At 36.7% G+C, this 16,952-nt stretch carries 17 protein-coding genes and 1 riboswitch; of the genes, 11 read left to right on the top strand and 6 right to left on the bottom strand.

Annotation, left to right across the window (positions count from 1 at the left end; genetic code table 11):
• From JHD79_RS20665 to JHD79_RS20685, 5 genes are all read left to right on the top strand, one after another.
• Window positions 1-818 (top strand): hypothetical protein (locus tag JHD79_RS20665; RefSeq protein ID WP_199121259.1); only part of this gene is annotated, 818 nt, incomplete at its 5' end.
• Window positions 819-826: 8 nt separating this feature from the next.
• The gene (locus JHD79_RS20670; protein ID WP_199121260.1) at window positions 827-2,551 is read left to right on the top strand and encodes a hypothetical protein; all 1,725 of its coding nucleotides are present in this window, start codon (window positions 827-829) and stop codon (window positions 2,549-2,551) included.
• A gap of 132 nt (window positions 2,552-2,683) precedes the next feature.
• Window positions 2,684-2,891, top strand: a riboswitch (cobalamin riboswitch).
• A gap of 180 nt (window positions 2,892-3,071) precedes the next feature.
• Entirely contained in the window at window positions 3,072-5,375 is a 2,304-nt protein-coding gene (metE, locus tag JHD79_RS20675) for a 5-methyltetrahydropteroyltriglutamate--homocysteine S-methyltransferase (protein ID WP_199121261.1), read from the top strand.
• A 72-nt stretch (window positions 5,376-5,447) separates the two neighbouring features.
• Window positions 5,448-5,834, top strand: coding sequence for an acyl-CoA thioesterase (locus JHD79_RS20680; protein ID WP_199121262.1), 387 nt, complete (start codon window positions 5,448-5,450; stop codon window positions 5,832-5,834).
• 18 nt (window positions 5,835-5,852) lie between these two features.
• On the top strand, window positions 5,853-6,098 hold the full coding sequence (locus JHD79_RS20685; protein WP_199121263.1) for a hypothetical protein: 246 nt from the start codon (window positions 5,853-5,855) through the stop codon (window positions 6,096-6,098).
• Between the two features lie 3 nt (window positions 6,099-6,101).
• Here the strand turns inward: JHD79_RS20685 and JHD79_RS20690 are convergent, their stop codons facing one another.
• Together JHD79_RS20690 and JHD79_RS20695 are read right to left on the bottom strand one after the other, a co-directional pair.
• The gene (locus JHD79_RS20690; protein ID WP_199121264.1) at window positions 6,102-6,911 is read right to left on the bottom strand and encodes a phosphatidate cytidylyltransferase; all 810 of its coding nucleotides are present in this window, start codon (window positions 6,909-6,911) and stop codon (window positions 6,102-6,104) included.
• A gap of 55 nt (window positions 6,912-6,966) precedes the next feature.
• On the bottom strand, window positions 6,967-7,884 hold the full coding sequence (locus tag JHD79_RS20695) for a CPBP family intramembrane glutamic endopeptidase (RefSeq protein WP_199121265.1): 918 nt from the start codon (window positions 7,882-7,884) through the stop codon (window positions 6,967-6,969).
• Between the two features lie 47 nt (window positions 7,885-7,931).
• On the opposite strand from JHD79_RS20695, the gene dusB reads away from it, so the two are divergent.
• A complete protein-coding gene (gene dusB / locus JHD79_RS20700) occupies window positions 7,932-8,939 on the top strand; it encodes a tRNA dihydrouridine synthase DusB (protein ID WP_199121266.1) in 1,008 nt (335 codons plus the stop codon).
• 37 nt (window positions 8,940-8,976) lie between these two features.
• A complete protein-coding gene (gene apaG / locus JHD79_RS20705) occupies window positions 8,977-9,363 on the top strand; it encodes a Co2+/Mg2+ efflux protein ApaG (RefSeq protein ID WP_199121267.1) in 387 nt (128 codons plus the stop codon).
• A 211-nt stretch (window positions 9,364-9,574) separates the two neighbouring features.
• Here the strand turns inward: apaG and JHD79_RS20710 are convergent, their stop codons facing one another.
• Window positions 9,575-9,949 carry a helix-turn-helix domain-containing protein gene (locus tag JHD79_RS20710; protein WP_199121268.1) on the bottom strand — a complete coding sequence of 125 codons (375 nt, stop codon included), beginning with the start codon at window positions 9,947-9,949 and terminating at the stop codon, window positions 9,575-9,577.
• Window positions 9,950-10,039: 90 nt separating this feature from the next.
• On the opposite strand from JHD79_RS20710, the gene JHD79_RS20715 reads away from it, so the two are divergent.
• Window positions 10,040-11,038: an NADP-dependent oxidoreductase gene (locus JHD79_RS20715; protein ID WP_199121269.1), complete on the top strand. Its 999-nt coding sequence runs from the start codon at window positions 10,040-10,042 to the stop codon at window positions 11,036-11,038.
• Window positions 11,035-11,514, top strand: a complete 480-nt coding sequence (locus tag JHD79_RS20720; protein WP_233164811.1) for a cupin domain-containing protein — start codon at window positions 11,035-11,037, stop codon at window positions 11,512-11,514. Before JHD79_RS20715 ends, JHD79_RS20720 begins: the two co-directional genes overlap by 4 nt.
• A gap of 68 nt (window positions 11,515-11,582) precedes the next feature.
• On the opposite strand, the gene JHD79_RS20725 is transcribed toward JHD79_RS20720, so the two are convergent.
• A complete protein-coding gene (locus JHD79_RS20725) occupies window positions 11,583-12,278 on the bottom strand; it encodes a zinc metallopeptidase (protein ID WP_199121270.1) in 696 nt (231 codons plus the stop codon).
• An 83-nt stretch (window positions 12,279-12,361) separates the two neighbouring features.
• Here JHD79_RS20725 and JHD79_RS20730 point away from each other — a divergent pair, with 83 nt between their 5' ends.
• Window positions 12,362-13,501 carry an FAD-binding oxidoreductase gene (locus JHD79_RS20730; RefSeq protein ID WP_199121271.1) on the top strand — a complete coding sequence of 380 codons (1,140 nt, stop codon included), beginning with the start codon at window positions 12,362-12,364 and terminating at the stop codon, window positions 13,499-13,501.
• A gap of 165 nt (window positions 13,502-13,666) precedes the next feature.
• On the opposite strand, the gene purU is transcribed toward JHD79_RS20730, so the two are convergent.
• On the bottom strand, window positions 13,667-14,506 hold the full coding sequence (gene purU, locus JHD79_RS20735) for a formyltetrahydrofolate deformylase (RefSeq protein ID WP_199121272.1): 840 nt from the start codon (window positions 14,504-14,506) through the stop codon (window positions 13,667-13,669).
• Between the two features lie 79 nt (window positions 14,507-14,585).
• On the opposite strand from purU, the gene JHD79_RS20740 reads away from it, so the two are divergent.
• On the top strand, window positions 14,586-15,869 hold the full coding sequence (locus JHD79_RS20740) for a DNA recombination protein RmuC (protein WP_199121273.1): 1,284 nt from the start codon (window positions 14,586-14,588) through the stop codon (window positions 15,867-15,869).
• Window positions 15,870-16,094: 225 nt separating this feature from the next.
• On the opposite strand, the gene JHD79_RS20745 is transcribed toward JHD79_RS20740, so the two are convergent.
• On the bottom strand, window positions 16,095-16,952 hold an 858-nt coding region (locus JHD79_RS20745; protein ID WP_199121274.1), incomplete at its 5' end, for a hypothetical protein.

Here is a 16,952-nt window from a genome sequence, read left to right on the forward strand (position 1 = left end):
TAGACTTTGATAAGGATGCGGAAAACTTTATCTATGCCAGTGGTATTAATAATCCAGCAAATTTAAATGTGGATGGCCTATATACTTCCGAACAGGCAATGTATGCCGTAAATTATTTAGTTAGTGGGTTGAAAAGTATTAAAGATACTGGACAAAGCACATCTGCCTGGGATAGAAGTAAAAATGTTGGTATGTTACATCCTTTTGTGGGTGGTAATTCCTCACAACACGCTTTAAATTTATTTAACCCGAGTACTAGGATATTAACTTTTGAAATTGGAGGTACAGGAACACCAAATCATAATGGGTATGGTTGGAAATTAGGTAGAGCTATCTCAGATTTATTACATAATGATAGTTTTCAAAATAATATAACAGTTATTATGAGTTTATCTGAACCAACAACATCAAACGACGTGGCAGAAATTTCTTCATTTTGGGATGGCTCTAGTATTACACTCGCAGGATTAAATACAACATTTAGATTTGACAATCAAATAGGAATAAGAGGACAAGCTGGAACTTCACAAATATTTAGGAGTTTTGGTAAAAATGTTGGTAGTGCAGCAATAAATTATCAGGGTGGTTTTTCAACTTTCTCATTTAATGGTAATAATGCAATTATATCAGGAAGTATAAATATTAGCGTGGGTACTTCACTAAATTCATTTAGATATGGTGAAACTTCTCCAACTTCTTCAAGTTCTAATTCAAGAAAAAGTATGTTGGGTGTATTACCGTTTTTAACTCCAGTAGAACTCATGCAATTAACAAAGCTCATGGATGGTTTTCAAACATTATTAAATAGAAAGGTATAATATATAATATGATCGTCACATCAAGCGGAAGAATAATAGCAGGTAATAGGATCATCATTAACGATATGGTTAATGAGTTTTTGGGTACAGTCAATAATTTATGGTCTAATCCAGCCAATTGGAGTTTGGGGGTTATTCCTGCTGCCAATCATATTGCTATTATTAAAGCTAACTGTTTACAGCAGGTAGGGATCCTGGTTAGAGAGTTAAGAATAGCTGGTGGAATTACTTTTACATCAAATCAGGGTCTTCAAGTAAATGATATAATAAATTTTGGCACTTTATCATTAGGAAGTTTTACAACGACTATTACAAGTGGATTAGCCACGGTCTTAGGTAATATATCAATATCTGGAATGAATATATTAGTGTTTACAGGGCTTGGTGATTTAGTAATTAACGCATTAAACTATTATGGGTTAAGATTACTGGGTTCAGGTAAAAGAACATTATCTGCTAATTTGGTGGTAATATCAGATTTATATGTTGGCGGACAGGGTAGTGGATTTGGAGGAACAGCTCTATTTGATCCAGATGGATTTGATGTGACTGTAGGTAATTTTGTTCAAGCCGGTTTTGCTAATGCAACTACTACAGCTTCTTCAAAGTCAGGTACAATTAATATACTTGGTAATCTTTCTTTAGGCGCTGCTGAAAATATAGCCATACCAAATTACACTATAAAGGTTCATGGTAATTTGTCAGCTGGTTCTGGTTCTGCAGGTACTAACGTAATAAATTGCTTAGTGCTTGAAACCCATGGCAACAATTCATTAATGACTGGCAATAGGCTTTTAAATGCAAACTGCCCTATAAAGATAATATCAGGCAAAATACTAATAGTTCAAAATGGATTTGTATTAGCTATATATAATTCAATTTATGGAGAAAACTCTGTTTCTGAATTACAAGTTAAGTCGACCTTAAATATCTATACTCCTGCAATCGTAATGGCAACAGGTATTTTTAAAGCTGATTATAATGACAGCTTAGTTGTATATAATGGAACCAATCAAGATGTTAGGGCTACGGATGACAGTAGGTACCGGATGCTACGTTTAATTAATTCAGGGACTAAGAAATTAACTGCTAATACTAGCTGTGAACATTTATATTTTAGCGGTACAGCCACCCTAGATTTAAATGGGTTTACTTTAACAGGATATACCAGATATACAGATGCTAGAACGATAAGCGCTAATTTACCATCTGGTAATTTTGAAACGCTGGCCTTTGGAACAACAACAGCTACAAGAACGTTGACCCTTACCGGCAATATAGTATGTGATACCTTTGATGCATCTAATGCTTCTGCACTAACTATTGTAAATAATGGCTTTAACATCTCTTGCCCTGATTTCAATATGATTTACAGGGGAAACGCTACAGTATATCATCACGACTACAATCTACTTAATTTCTGGAATGGAGGCTTAAAAACACTAACTGGAAATATAAATGTTAAGACTTTAAATATTCAGGGGGGTGGCACCAACACCATAAATTTTAATGGTTTTACCATGAATGTAGAAAATATTGTGTTAATAAGTATAGCAGGAACTATCCATAATTTATATGGGGGCAATTATACAAACATAGATATCAGTGGGAACGGATCAGTTCAACTACAAGGCAATGTGATAGTTACAGGTACTTATAGTAGAGCAGTTGGAGTAACATTTAATAAAAATGGTTTTACAATTAAAAATGGTTCAGGAGTTGATTTAGAATAATTTGATAATAGAGTTAGTACAAAGATTTCCCAATCATACATATTGAGTTAACGATTTTCTCTTTGACAATTTAAATCTTCTTTTCTTCACCACTATTGCATAACTTAGCCCCGATGTAAGTTCTTAACTTTATTTTCATCAACCGATAACGGTTTTACTTAGCTGTAGATTAATAGGGAATCGTGTGCAAATCACGAACTGTCGCGCAACTGTAAGTCCTCCTCCCTAAGGGGAATGAAAACAAAACCATCATTAATGCCACTGTACCAATTACGTTGGAATGGGAAGGCGGTGGTTTTGGGGATAAGTCAGGAGACCTGCCATTATCGAATTGACGATGCTTTCGCGAAATAGGGCAATTGGTCAGGTCTGATAGGTTTAGCCATAAACGGTTTTTATTGACTCTCAGGGGTATTTTTTAGATTCCGAAGGGCACTGCTTATCTACAACTTTCCACAAGACTATTTGCAGGCATCATTTAAAGTTGGGCTTAAATATTTATTCATTTAACCCTTTTAAAATGCAAACTCAAAATTTGGGCTATCCGCGTATTGGTAGCCAGCGAGAACTAAAAAAGGCCTGTGAAAGCTATTGGGCAGGCGCTACGGGGTACAAAAACGTACTTCAGGTAGGAAAGAACATCCGCAGGGAAAACTGGGAACTCCAAAAAAATCTCGGTGTAGATGTTATTCCTTCCAATGATTTTTCTTTCTATGATCAGGTTTTAGACCATTCGCTAATGTTCGGTGCTATTCCCAAACGCTACAATCAGGTGGTGGTAAAAGAAGGAAATAATGAGCTTGATCTTTATTTTGCCATGGCAAGAGGCTATCAGAAAGAGGGTCTTGATGTTATTGCCATGGAAATGACCAAATGGTTTGATACCAATTACCATTACCTTGTTCCCGAATTCTATAAAAACCAGCCCTTTAAGCTTTTCTCTACTAAGGTTATCGATGAGTTTTACGAGGCCAAACAATTGGGCATTGTCACTAAACCTGTGCTTATTGGCCCTGTAAGCTATCTATTGCTGGGAAAAGAAAAGGAAGCTGGCTTTGAGAAAATTGATCTGATCAAAAATCTACTCCCCGTCTATCTAGAAATATTAACCAGGCTAAAATCTTTGGGTGCCACATACATACAATTTGACGAACCTTTTTTGGTATTGGACTTATCAGAAAAGGAAAAATCAGCTTATCAAACAGTTTATCAGCAAATCAAAAAAGCTTTTCCCGAGCTAAAAATTATACTGGCTACTTATTTTGGCGGATTGGAAGATCATACCGATCTAACTTGTTCTTTACCAGTAGATGTCCTTCATGTCGATTTGGTGCGTTCACCCGAACAGCTGGCCGAGGTAATGGCAAAAATTTCCAAAGAAAAAATACTTTCTCTAGGTATAATAGATGGTAGAAATATCTGGAAAAATGATTTTGAAAAATCGCTTTCCACTATCAATACGGCGATAGAAGATTTAGGTAAAGATCGGGTGTGGATTGCCCCTTCTTGCTCCCTGCTACATTCGCCCGTTGATTTGGAGCATGAGAAAAACGAAGAGGTTTTAACCTTAGAAATTAAACAATGGCTGGCTTTTGCCAAGCAGAAAATAGCAGAGCTAAGTACCTTAAAGCAATTGGCAAATCATGAAGACCTCACTTCGGCAAAAGAAAAATTTGTGCAAAACAAGCTTGCACAGCAAAGCAGAAAAACAGCTCCGTTAATTCACAATGCCGCAGTAAAAAGTCGTATCGAAAGCATAAATGAAGGTGATGCAGCGCGTTCTAGCATTTTTGAAGAAAGAAGGCAGAAACAGCAAGAGGCCTTAAAATTGCCAGCCTTTGCCACTACGACCATTGGCTCTTTTCCGCAAACCCCTGAAGTAAGAAGTTGGCGGGCCAAATTAAAAAAAGGAAGTTTTAATCAGGCACAATATGACCAGCTAATTGCCATAGAAACGGAAAAAGCCGTACGTTGGCAGGAGGAAATAGGCCTAGATGTTTTGGTGCACGGTGAATTTGAGCGGAATGATATGGTGGAATATTTTGGGGAACAACTCAGCGGATTTACGTTTACACAGAACGGTTGGGTGCAAAGCTATGGGTCCCGTTGTGTAAAGCCCCCTATTATTTATGGTGATGTTAAACGTCCTGAAGCCATGACCGTAAAATGGACAAGCTATGCCCAGTCCTTAACTTCAAAACATATGAAGGGCATGTTAACTGGTCCGGTAACCATTTTACAATGGTCTTTTGTGCGCAACGACCAACCAAGATCGGCAACCTGCATGCAGATTGCCTTGGCCATTAGAGACGAGGTGGTGGATTTAGAAAAGGCCGGTATTAAAATTATACAAATTGATGAGCCCGCTATCAGAGAAGGTTTGCCGCTCCGTAAAGCCCAATGGAAAGACTATCTTCACTGGGCAGTCAAGGCTTTCAGAATTTCGGCAAGCGCAGTAATGGACGAAACCCAGATCCATACACACATGTGCTATTCGGAATTTAACGACATTATCGACAGTATTGCCGCCATGGATGCCGATGTAATTACCATAGAAACCTCTCGCTCTCAAATGGAGCTACTTCATGCCTTTGCCAATTTCAATTATCCCAATGAAATTGGTCCAGGTGTTTATGATATCCATTCGCCCAGGGTTCCTAACCAAGAGGAAATGGTCCATTTGCTTAAAAAAGCAGCTACCGTGATCCCCAAAGAGCAGCTTTGGGTAAATCCAGACTGTGGTTTAAAAACCCGGGGCTGGGACGAAACCAAAAAAGCTTTGATAGAGATGGTAGAAGCAGCTAAAACCATGAGAAACAATTAATATAGTTTAGCCTTAGACTTACGAAGTTTCGAAACTTCGTAAGTCTTATGTAGCTTTTAAATATCTTTGACCATGACATTAGAAGAAAAAATAGAACGCTCCAAGACCAGTATTTTCAAAGCCGTTTTTCCAAGCACGACCAATCATTATGATACCTTGTTTGGCGGTACGGCCATGCACATGATGGATGAGGTCGCTTTTATTACCGCAACCCGATTTAGCCGACAAAAAATGGTGACGGTAAGTAGCGATCGGATCGATTTCAAAAAAGCCATTCCGGCTGGAACAATTGTAGAATTAGTTGGAAAAGTGGTGCATGTGGGCAATACCAGTTTGAAGGTAGGTGTAGAAATTTACATTGAGCAAATGTATGCAGAAGGAAGGGAATTGGCCATTCATGGCGATTTTACCTTTGTAGCCCTAGATGAAAATAAAAAACCTACTGCAGTTATTAAGTAATTTTACTAAACTTGAACCATGGCACAAGAAGACTTAACAAAAATAGCTACCCAAGAATTGGAGAAAAGAGCGAAATTTATGAAAATCATCGTATGGGCAATGGCAATTTCGATGGTCATAATGGCAATCTCTGGAATTATCCTTTCCATTAAAAAAGGATTCAGTGCACTAAGTACCACAGCTATTTGTTTTTTACCTTTGGTCATTATATTTTCAGCGCAACTGAAGAAGATAACCAAGGAACTTAAAAGTAGGGTTAATTAGCTCCTAATAAATGAGCAAGTAAAGATAAACATAAACAATAGGCGCTGCGATCAATAAGCCATCAAAACGGTCTAAAAAACCGCCATGGCCAGGTAGAAAACTGCCCGAATCTTTCACCTCCAAGCTCCTTTTTAGCATCGATTCTACCAGATCACCTAAAGTACCAAAACAGGAAATGATCACCGCCATACCGGCCCAAACCAAAGGCTCAACTTCCTTAAATTGTAGCGAAAGCAAGGCAGAAACCAATAAACTGGTAAAAACACCTCCAAAAAAACCTTCCCATGATTTTTTGGGAGAGTGACGCTCAAACAATTTTCTTTTGCCCAGTTTCATCCCAAACAAATAAGCGCCTGTATCATTAGCCCAAAGCATGAGCAAAAAAGCCAAAGGAAAATGATAGCTATAATGATTAAAATCGATCAAAAAACCTAGGGAATAGAAAAAACAAAAAGGAATGGTTATATAAATAAAACCTACAAAAGTGTAGGAAATGTTAGCAAACGGAATTTTATTCTTTTTATATAATTCTGCAATAAATACCGAAAAGATCAAAGGAATAATAACCAGCAGGTATTTCAGCTCAAACTGGAAGAAATGATAGGCAGCAGTAGTAAGGTATATTGCCGCAGCCACCATTACGCCTATATTGCGGTGTGGTCTTATCCCTCCTATTTTTACCATTTTATAGAATTCCAACAAGGCCACTAGGCTAAGCAGTAAATAAAATGCAGAGAAGGTATAAGCTCCCAAAAAAATAGAGCCTAGCATCACAATGGTAAAAAAGAAAGCGGTAATAGCTCTTGTCTTCATTTGAGGTATCGAGGTTTAAGGTATATATATGGTAAGTTTTAGGGCATTCACCTTTTTATGGTGTACTTTCTAGTTTATTTTCGGTTCTATCCTTTAATAATTTGAACAAAGCTAAGGTTAAAATCACACTAATTAAATAACCATACCATGGCATTTGTATATCATCTGCTTTGGTATAAGATAAGTTATTGACCTGTAGATAAAAAGCTACAAAAACGGCATAGGCATTGTTCAGAAAATGGGCAAAAATGGCATACCATAGGCTACCGGTCCAAAAATAAACATAACCAAAAGCTGCACCCAGCAACATTCGCGGCACAAAACCATAGAATTGAAAATGTATTGTGCTAAAAATAATGGCTGCTGTCCATATGGCCACATGCGGATTATCTATCATTCTGAACAAGGTTCGCTGAATGGCCCCTCTAAAAATAAACTCTTCGCAAATTGCAGGAACAATCGCTATTACAAGTAAATTGACCAATAGATCGGTTATGGTCTTCATTTTCAAAATGGCTTCTGTTGTTTTTGCCCCTTCATCTTCCATTGCCCGCATCCATGCTTCCAGTCCTTTTAAAAAATCTGGAAAAACCATTTTTTGGTTAAGCTCATTTACAAGGCCCATTATAGGCATCCAACAGACTGAAAGAATAGCCACCAACAAAAGTAAATTACCTTTTGGAATCTTTAATCCATAAAATTGATGTGGTTTCCTTCCCTCTACAATGCCCAAAAATAGGGCGGGCGATAGGAAAAGTCCCAACTGTTGAGAAGTCAGCAAAATTTTAAAAGCGCCTGTATATTTCAAATCACCAGAAATAGCGCCTTTGAACCCAGCAAAGCCATAAAAAAGATAAATGACCAAAAAACCTATAACTGCAAATACAATTAGACCTAGTATGGCCAGCATAAATACATACAGTAGTTGTATAAATGGGCTATTTTCCTGACGGTATGCTGAATTTGAATACATTATTTATATGTAACTTTGTGCTGTTAATTTTGCATTGAAGATAGAAAATGTCTGTAAAGATAGGAAATATAGATTTGGGTGACTTTCCATTGTTATTGGCGCCCATGGAAGATGTGAGCGATCCTCCATTCCGTTATGTATGTAAACAGGGTGGGGCAGATATGATGTATACTGAATTTATTTCTTCCGAAGGATTGATTCGCTCAGCTGCAAAAAGTCGGCAAAAGCTGGATATTTTTGAATATGAACGCCCAATAGGTATCCAAATTTTTGGAAGTGATATAGAAAGCATGCGTGAAGCTACGGAAATCGCTACGCTTGCCGATCCAGATATTATGGATATCAACTACGGTTGCCCGGTTAAAAATGTGGCCTGCCGTGGTGCTGGGGCCAGCCTGTTGCAAGATATAGATAAGATGGTTAAAATGACCGAAGCTGTAGTAAAAGCTACTCATTTGCCCGTTACCGTAAAAACCCGACTAGGCTGGGATGATAACACTAAAAATGTATACGAGGTGGCAGAGCGTTTGCAAGATGTAGGCATACAAGCATTGACCATTCATGGGCGTACCAGGGCACAACTGTACAAAGGAGAGGCAGACTGGACATTGATCCGTGAAATTAAGCGAAACCCTCGCATTAAAATCCCAATTTTTGGAAATGGAGATGTAGACAGTCCGGAAAAAGCCGCCAACTGGCGTTTAGAATATGAGGTAGATGGGATTATGATTGGCCGAGCTGCCATTGGCTATCCTTGGATTTTTAGGGAAATAAAACATTTCTTTAAAACTGGAGAACGTTTGCCTGGGCCAACCCTAGAAGAGAGGATTTATGCTTGTCGTACCCATTTAACCAAGTCTATTGAATGGAAAGGACCAAAAGTAGGGGTCTTCGAAATGCGCCGTCATTATGCTAATTATTTTAAGGGACTACCAGACTTTAAACCTTATCGTACACAGTTGGTTAAGGAGGAAAACATAGATATTTTACATGCCCTATTAGACGAAATTGCACACAAATACATAAATGTTGCTTCTTCCCCAGAAATGGCTTGATTATTGAAGAGATTTTTTTTATTATAATTATAATGCTATGGTCACAGCGATTACTCAAGGCGTCAAAATTACGGTCGATACCATTTATCAGGATGAGCACTCGAATCCTGTTAATGAGCATTTTATGTTTGCATATCGCATTCATATCGAAAATCTTACCGATTATCAAATACAATTAATGCGACGTCAATGGTTTATTTTCGATTCTAACGGTACGGTAAGAGAGGTAGAGGGGGAAGGTGTGGTTGGTGTGCAGCCCAATATTGCGCCAGGAGAAAGCTATTCTTATGTTTCTGGCTGTAATTTAAAAACAGATATTGGTAGCATGCGCGGACACTACCTAATGCACCGTATGATTGATGATACCGATTTTATTGTTGAAATACCAGAATTTCAATTGATCGTTCCCTATAAGCTTAACTAGAATTATCATTTTTTCACTTCATTTCCTGCATGTAAACCTTTTGCTGAAGTGGGTATTTTGATTTGATGTATAATTTCACTGCGCCTGTTATCATCCTCTGTGATTAATAACAAATCTTTTTTAACATCCCAATATTGGGATAGTTATTGTAAAATATTCTCTACAATAATACCCGATCCTTTCAAATTCCCGAATACGACCTAAAGCTAGGTTATCTATTTTCTATAATTTTTTTTCTATGGTTTAATCCCCATTCTACCAATGTATTGGTAACGGGTAATACTGTTCTTCCATAGGCTGTAATGGCATAGGCTACCGTAATTGGACGCGTATCTTGAACGGTTCTTGTAACAAGCAGGTTATCTTCCAAGTCCTTAAGCTCTTTACTCAATACTTTTGCGGAAATTCCCTCGATTTCCCGTTGTATCTTTTTAAATTGATTGGTTTGGTGTGCCCTATTGGTCAGGTAACGTAAGATTTGCAATTTCCACTTTCCTCCCAATATTTCTAAACTATCACGCATTGCCAAAAGCTCTTCGCCACAGGAGGCTTCCCGTTTTAGACCATTTTTATCTGTTTTTATCATATTGGTTACTTTTTGGTTAGTAGTTACCTCTTGTTAACTAATAACCAAAGTAAACTAATGTGCCGCTAATTTTGTCAAAAAATCATAAAAATGAAAGCGATTACGTTAACAGCGGCCAATAATCTTATATTAAGCGAATTTGAAACACCAACGCCAAGGGAAGAAGAAGTGCTTATACAGCTAAAAGCAGCCAGTTTTAATCCCATAGATTATCAAATGCGGGAAAGGCCTTATGAGCGAAAAAAAATGCATTCCCCTATTTTGGGAAGAGAGTTTTCGGGAATAATAACTGCTCTTGGAAAAAACACAACCCAATTTAAAATAGGCGACCAGGTTTTTGGGAGTACAGGCAACTTTGCTTCCAATGGATCTTATGCCGAATACCTTTCCATTCCCGAGGCTGTAATTGCACACATGCCAAAAAATATCTCTTTCGAACAGGCCACGGCCATACCTTCTGCTGGAATTACCGCTTTGCAGGCCTTTAAACGCATGAAGGCCAAGCCCTATGAAAAGATATTAATTACTGGAGCTTCGGGAGGAGTGGGAGCCATGTTGCTCAAAGTATTTTTGGCAAAGGGCTATAAATATATTTTTACTACAATAGGAAATGAAGAGCGCAGACAATACCTGATAAGTCTTGGCATAAAGGATAAGCACATAGTAAATTATAAATTAGCAGACTTACCCACCTACCTCATTGGTCAGAATAAAGGTCAATACTTTGATTTTGTTGTGGACAACGTAGGTGAAACTTTATCTGAAACAGCAGCTTCGGTTCTCAAACATCATGGAACTTACGTAGATATAACGGCCCTAAGCACTACAGTGGCTAGGGAAGTTTTATTTGATAAGGGCTGCACCATTATTAACATCTCACATTTCTATTATGCTGCCCAAAAGAAATATGAATATTATCAAGAGTCTTTAGCTGAAATTTCATCTATGATAGAAAGTGGTAAAATTCTCCCGCCCCAAATAGAAATCATAGGAAACCTAGATCCTAATATGGCAGAAAAAGCACATTACAGGTTACGAAATAACCAGACCAAAGGAAAAAAGTTAATTATAAAAATTAGTAGTCCATGAATATTATAAAAACCATCCCCAGAAGAATTGTAACTGGTATTAAAGAAGGAAAATCTGTTATTGAACAAGACTCAACAGTAACTAATGTATCTGAGCATTTTCCTGGGCTCATTATTTCTGATATTTGGAGTAGTCACGAAATGCCTGCTAATTTAATGGTAGAAAAAGTAATTGAAAATACCGCATTTCCACATACACCTAAAAATGGAACCTATTTTCGATATGTACACATTCCGCCTGACAAAGATCTAGGCATAGCCACTCCAATGGATGGTCAACATCCTTTGATGCACCAAACGGATACATTAGATTACATCATTATATTATCTGGAGAAATTTATTTGATACTGGATAAGGAAGAGACCCTCCTACATGCAGGAGATATTGTAATACAGCGGGGAGCAAATCATGCCTGGAGCAATCGGTCAGAAAAAGCCTGCATACAGCTGGCTATTCTTATTGATGCCAGTATATAAAAAGAAAGATGTACAAAAACACCTTTCATTTAGTTGAATTTTGTACATCCTCTCTCCTTTTAGCTTTACTAGTCCCTGCTTCTGCCAAATAACATAGAGGCATAATAAAGTAGGTTGGCCAGTGCACCAAGCGCCGCTACAACATAAGTCATTGCTGCCCACCAAAGCGCATCTTTTGCCTGTGCATTTTCTTCGGTAGTATACATGATATTATGGTTATTTTTTAACCAGATCAAGGCCCTATTGCTTGCATCAAACTCTACTGGCAGGGTAATAATACTAAACAGGGTAATAATGGCCAGACCAATTACACCTATGCCTAACACTATTGCATTACCTGTAAATCCTATGAGTAAAATACCTATTAATAATACCCATTGCAACAGGTTTGACGAGATGCTTACCACTGGTACCATATTAGAACGAAATTGCAACCAGTTATATTTTTTGGCATGTTGTATAGCATGCCCACATTCATGTGCAGCAACGGCAGCAGCAGCTACGCTCCGTCCATAATAAACATCTGTACTTAGGTTTACCGTCAGATCCGCCGGATTGTAATGATCAGTTAGCTGTCCTTCTGAACTCAATACTTTTACATTGTAAATTCCATTATCGTGTAGCATTTTTTCTGCTACTTCCTTGCCCGAAAAGCCCGAGTTAAGTTGCATTTCAGCATATTTCGAAAATTTATTTCTAAATCGCCACTGTACAAACATACTAAGCAGAAGTATCGGAACTATCAAAATTAAATACGTTTCCATTTTATTAATGTTTGTGTTTCCGTTTCGCTAAATCAAAAAGTGTTCCCATATTTATTATAAATAAAAATTTTACATTTAATCTCATGAATCTTACGTCCCTATCGTATTGGGAACAAACCAGTTTCTTCGCTGCCGATGTAGTGATTGTGGGTAGTGGTATAGTAGGTTTGAATGCGGCCATCTATATTAAGGAAAAGCAGCCAAAATGCAGTTTAATCATATTGGAAAGGGGTTTTTTACCCGCTGGTGCAAGTACCAAAAATGCTGGATTCGCCTGTTTTGGCAGCATTTCTGAATTGATTGAACAGGAAAAAACCTGTGGTACAGATGGTCTTCATCGCTTAATCAGCAAACGCTGGAAAGGTCTGCAGAAGTTAAGATCTATTGTTGGCGATGTACAGCTTGATTTTAAAAACTATGGTGGTTATGAACTTTTTACCTCTCAACAAACCACATTATTGGAAGAATGTGTATTAAAAATTGGGCATTTTAACCAATTGATAGCAGATATTGTAGATAGAAAAGACACCTTTTCCATTGGCCCCAACCCAACAGTTTTCGGTTTTGAAGGTGTCTCCTCTTTAATTGAAAACCCATTAGAAGCACAACTTGATCCGGGAAAGATGATGAAAGCACTTATAGCGAAGGCCACGGGCTTGGGTATTTCTATTTTAAACCATTGTGAAGTGCTTCGTTATAGAGCAGAAAGTAGTGGCATTAACATAGAAAGTAACCAGGGAAATTTTAGAGGTAAAAGACTTTTATTTTGTAATAATGCTTTTGCCACACAGCTTTTACCTCAACTGGCCCTCAAACCTGGCAGGGGTCAGATCATTATTACCAAACCTATAAACCAGTTAAAAATAAAAGGAACCTTTCATTATGAAAAAGGGTATTATTATTTTAGAAATGTTGGCAATAGGCTATTGCTAGGTGGCGGAAGAAATTTGGATTTTTTTACGGAAGAAACGCAGCAATTTGGTGAAACACCATTAGTGCAGAATACATTATTTCGTTTACTGAAAGAGGTCATCTTACCTACCACTTCTTTTGAAATAGAACAGAAATGGAGTGGAATTATGGCCTTCGGCCCTGCTCTTTATCCAATTATAGAAGAGGTGGAACCTCATGTTTTTTGTGCAGTTCGTTGTAATGGAATGGGTATAGCCATAGGCAGCCAAACAGGAGCAGAAGCTGGGGAAATGGTGCTGAATAGCTTGTAAGCATTTAGGCTATTAATGTTTGTAAATAGCCCGGATTGTAGCGGAAATACTTTTTATTTGTTTTTCAACCCTCGCAGGTTTCATTAATTATAACAAAAGGATTGCAGCGTAAAGCCGGACAAAAGGATAATAATTGCACTGTATTTGCGCTTCCAAAAAATTCGTTTATTCAAAAACAACGGTCTTATTCCCTATTACAAAAACACGGTCATCAAATACCAATTCTAAGGCTTTGCTCAATACCGATTTTTCTATTTCTCTCCCTGCAATAGCCATTTGTTTAGCTCCGTAAGTATGGTTTACGTGAATAGTCTGTTGATTAATAATTGGTCCTTCATCTAAATCGTCGGTAACAAAATGGGCCGTAGCCCCAATAATCTTTACCCCTCTTTTAAAGGCCTGTTGATAAGGACTAGCTCCTATAAAAGCTGGCAAAAACGAATGGTGTATATTGATAATTTTATGTTTATACCTACTTACAAAAGTTGGGGATATGATACGCATAAACTTCGCCAGAACAATATAATCCAGTTCATATTGGTCTAACTGCTCTATAATTAAGGTTTCAAAATCTGCTTTGCTTACGCCTTCATGAGAGATATAATGAAATGGGACATCTAATTTTTCTGAAAGCTCTTTTAAATTTTCATAGTTACCTATCACACACTTAACTTTCGCTCCTAGTGTTTTAAAATAATTTCTGATCAATATATCCGACAGGCAGTGAAACTCCTTGGTTACCAAAACTGCAATACTTTTATCTGCTCTCGGTACCACATCAATCAACGCACTTTGGGGTAGTGCCTTTTGTAATTCTATCTTTAATACATCTTCATTTTCTATATGCCCACTACATGATATTCTTGCAAAAAACCGTTGTTCTTCTTCATCAACAAACTCACGCATGGCAATAATGTTGAGCTGGTGGCTGGCCAAAATTCTGGTAATATTCGAAACCAAACCTACTTCATCTCTACATTGTATTAAAACTAAAAGGTTATTCATGTGCTAAATATAGCATTTAAGCTTATTTCAAATACATCTGTAGTCCAATATTTCGTTATTTTGCATAAATTGTAAGTTCATGGAAATTGCTGTTATTATTCTACTGGTTATTGTATTGGTTGTTCAGGTGCTTTTTTTAATTAGAAAATCGCAGTCTGTTAATGAAAAAGACTTATTTTCTATACAATTTTTAAAAGATGAAAATCAAAAACTACAACAGGAACTGGTTCAACAGCGGGCAGCTGTACTGAATGAAAATACCAGGGCTACCCGTGCCGAAGAAAACCTAAAAGCCCAAAAAGAGATATTTAACCAACAGCAAAAAAACCTGCAAGAACTACAACAACGGTTTACCTTAGAGTTTTCTGATATTGCCAATAAGCTACTGGACGAAAAATCGGCAAAGTTTACTGCACAGAACCAAAGTAACTTGGACAACATTTTAAATCCGCTGAAAGCTAATATCAAATCTTTCGAGGAAAAAGTAGATAAGGTTTATCAGCATGAGGCTGCCGAGAGAAGTCAGTTGAAAGGTGTTATTTTTCAATTAATGGACCAAAGTAAACAGATACAAGTTGATGCCAACAACCTTACCAGGGCATTAAAGGGCGATAACAAAAAACAAGGCAATTGGGGCGAAATTATCTTAGAACGTGTATTGGAAAGTTCTGGGTTGGTTAAGGACAGGGAATATAATATTCAGAAAAGCCTTAATAGCGCCGAAGGCGCAAAATTACAGCCTGATGTGATCATTAACCTGCCCGATGAAAAAAACTTGATTGTAGACGCTAAAATTTCGTTGGTCGCTTATGAAAGAATGATCAATACCGAATTGGAAGAAGAAAAGCTTTTATATCTTAAACAACACTTACTTTCCATTAAGAGCCACATAGATGGTTTGGCTTCCAAAAACTATCAGCACCTATACCAGATCAATTCACCAGATTTTGTTTTATTATTTATTCCCATAGAATCTTCTTTTAGCGTAACCATACAGGCAGACCACGAATTGTTCAACTATGCATGGGACAGAAAAGTAGTATTGGTAAGCCCAACTACCTTATTGGCTACTTTGCGTACCATTGCAAGTATTTGGAAGGTAGATAGACAAAATAAAAATGTTTTTGAAATTGCAGAAGAGGCCGGCTCTTTGTACGACAAATTTGTGGGTTTTTTAGCAGATATGGATAAAATAGGCAAACATATTGAACAAACACAAAAAGCACATGAAGATGCTTTTAAAAAACTTCAATATGGTAGTGGAAACCTGATTGGAAAAGTTGAAAAAATTAAGAAGTTGGGGGCTAAAACCAAATTAAACAAGCAAATTGATGACAAATTTTTGCAGAAAGACTTAGAATAAGCTAATGATTTTGACCACTAACCAAAAAAGTAAAATATATATTATTAGAAAAAATACTACGGCAATGTAACCAGATATCATTGAGTTAACAAAACCAGAATAACTACTATTTTTATCTAGATATACCAGTAGGATTAGAGGAATTAGAAAAACAACACTCATAAATAATAATCTTCCATAAAATCTAGTTTTATAATTACTATTCATTAGCATTGTCTTTATGGTCTAAAGCTTGTCTATAAGTTTAATCAGTTTCTCTTCTTGAGACTGTCTGCTAAATGCATACAGCTCCTCCTCCGTTCGAGTAATGTGTATAGGATTTCCATTAAAATGATTATCAAACACCGTTTTAAGTATATTTATAATTTCCTCTTCACTATTACATACAAAACCTGCATCATATTTTTTTATACTTTCTTCTAGATCACCATGATCATTTATCGGCAATAAAATAGGCTTTTGAAAAGCCAAATATTCATACTGTTTGGTTGTTATGACCTCTTTCCTATGACCATACCTTAAGTGAAAAAACATAGAAGCAGTATATAATTCATGATAAGCCTGTTCAATGGGCATTTTGGCAGTCAATTCTGTATAAGCTCCCAAATTAAATTTTTTTATAATCTTATTTAACTGGTTATTATCACTACCTATAAATTTTAAAAGGAATTTATCTGGAGAAACTTTATACCTATCAATAAACTTTCTAATTGCATTAAAAAAAGAAAAATCTTCTAATTGCCCACTATAAACTGATCCTAAATAAGCCAATATAAATTGATCTTTATTAGTTTTTATCAATTGAAAATCTATTTTATTACTATTGAAACCATTTCTAATTACCTGTATATTTCTTCTGTATTTTTCTGGAAAAAAGTTTTTTATGGATTCCGAAATAGTAATCAATAAATCTGCACTTTCTAGGTTTCTTATTTCTTTTTTCCTTAAGAAAAACTTACGCATTTTAGATACAAATTCATTTTCGAATACTAATCTATACCCAAAAACACCTGGATCTCTATATTCAAGTATAAGTTTTGATTTAAATTTTTTCTTTAGAAGATAACCTAAATTGTGTACAGC

The organism is Pedobacter sp. ASV28, assembly GCF_016428855.1.
GTDB lineage: Bacteria > Bacteroidota > Bacteroidia > Sphingobacteriales > Sphingobacteriaceae > Pedobacter.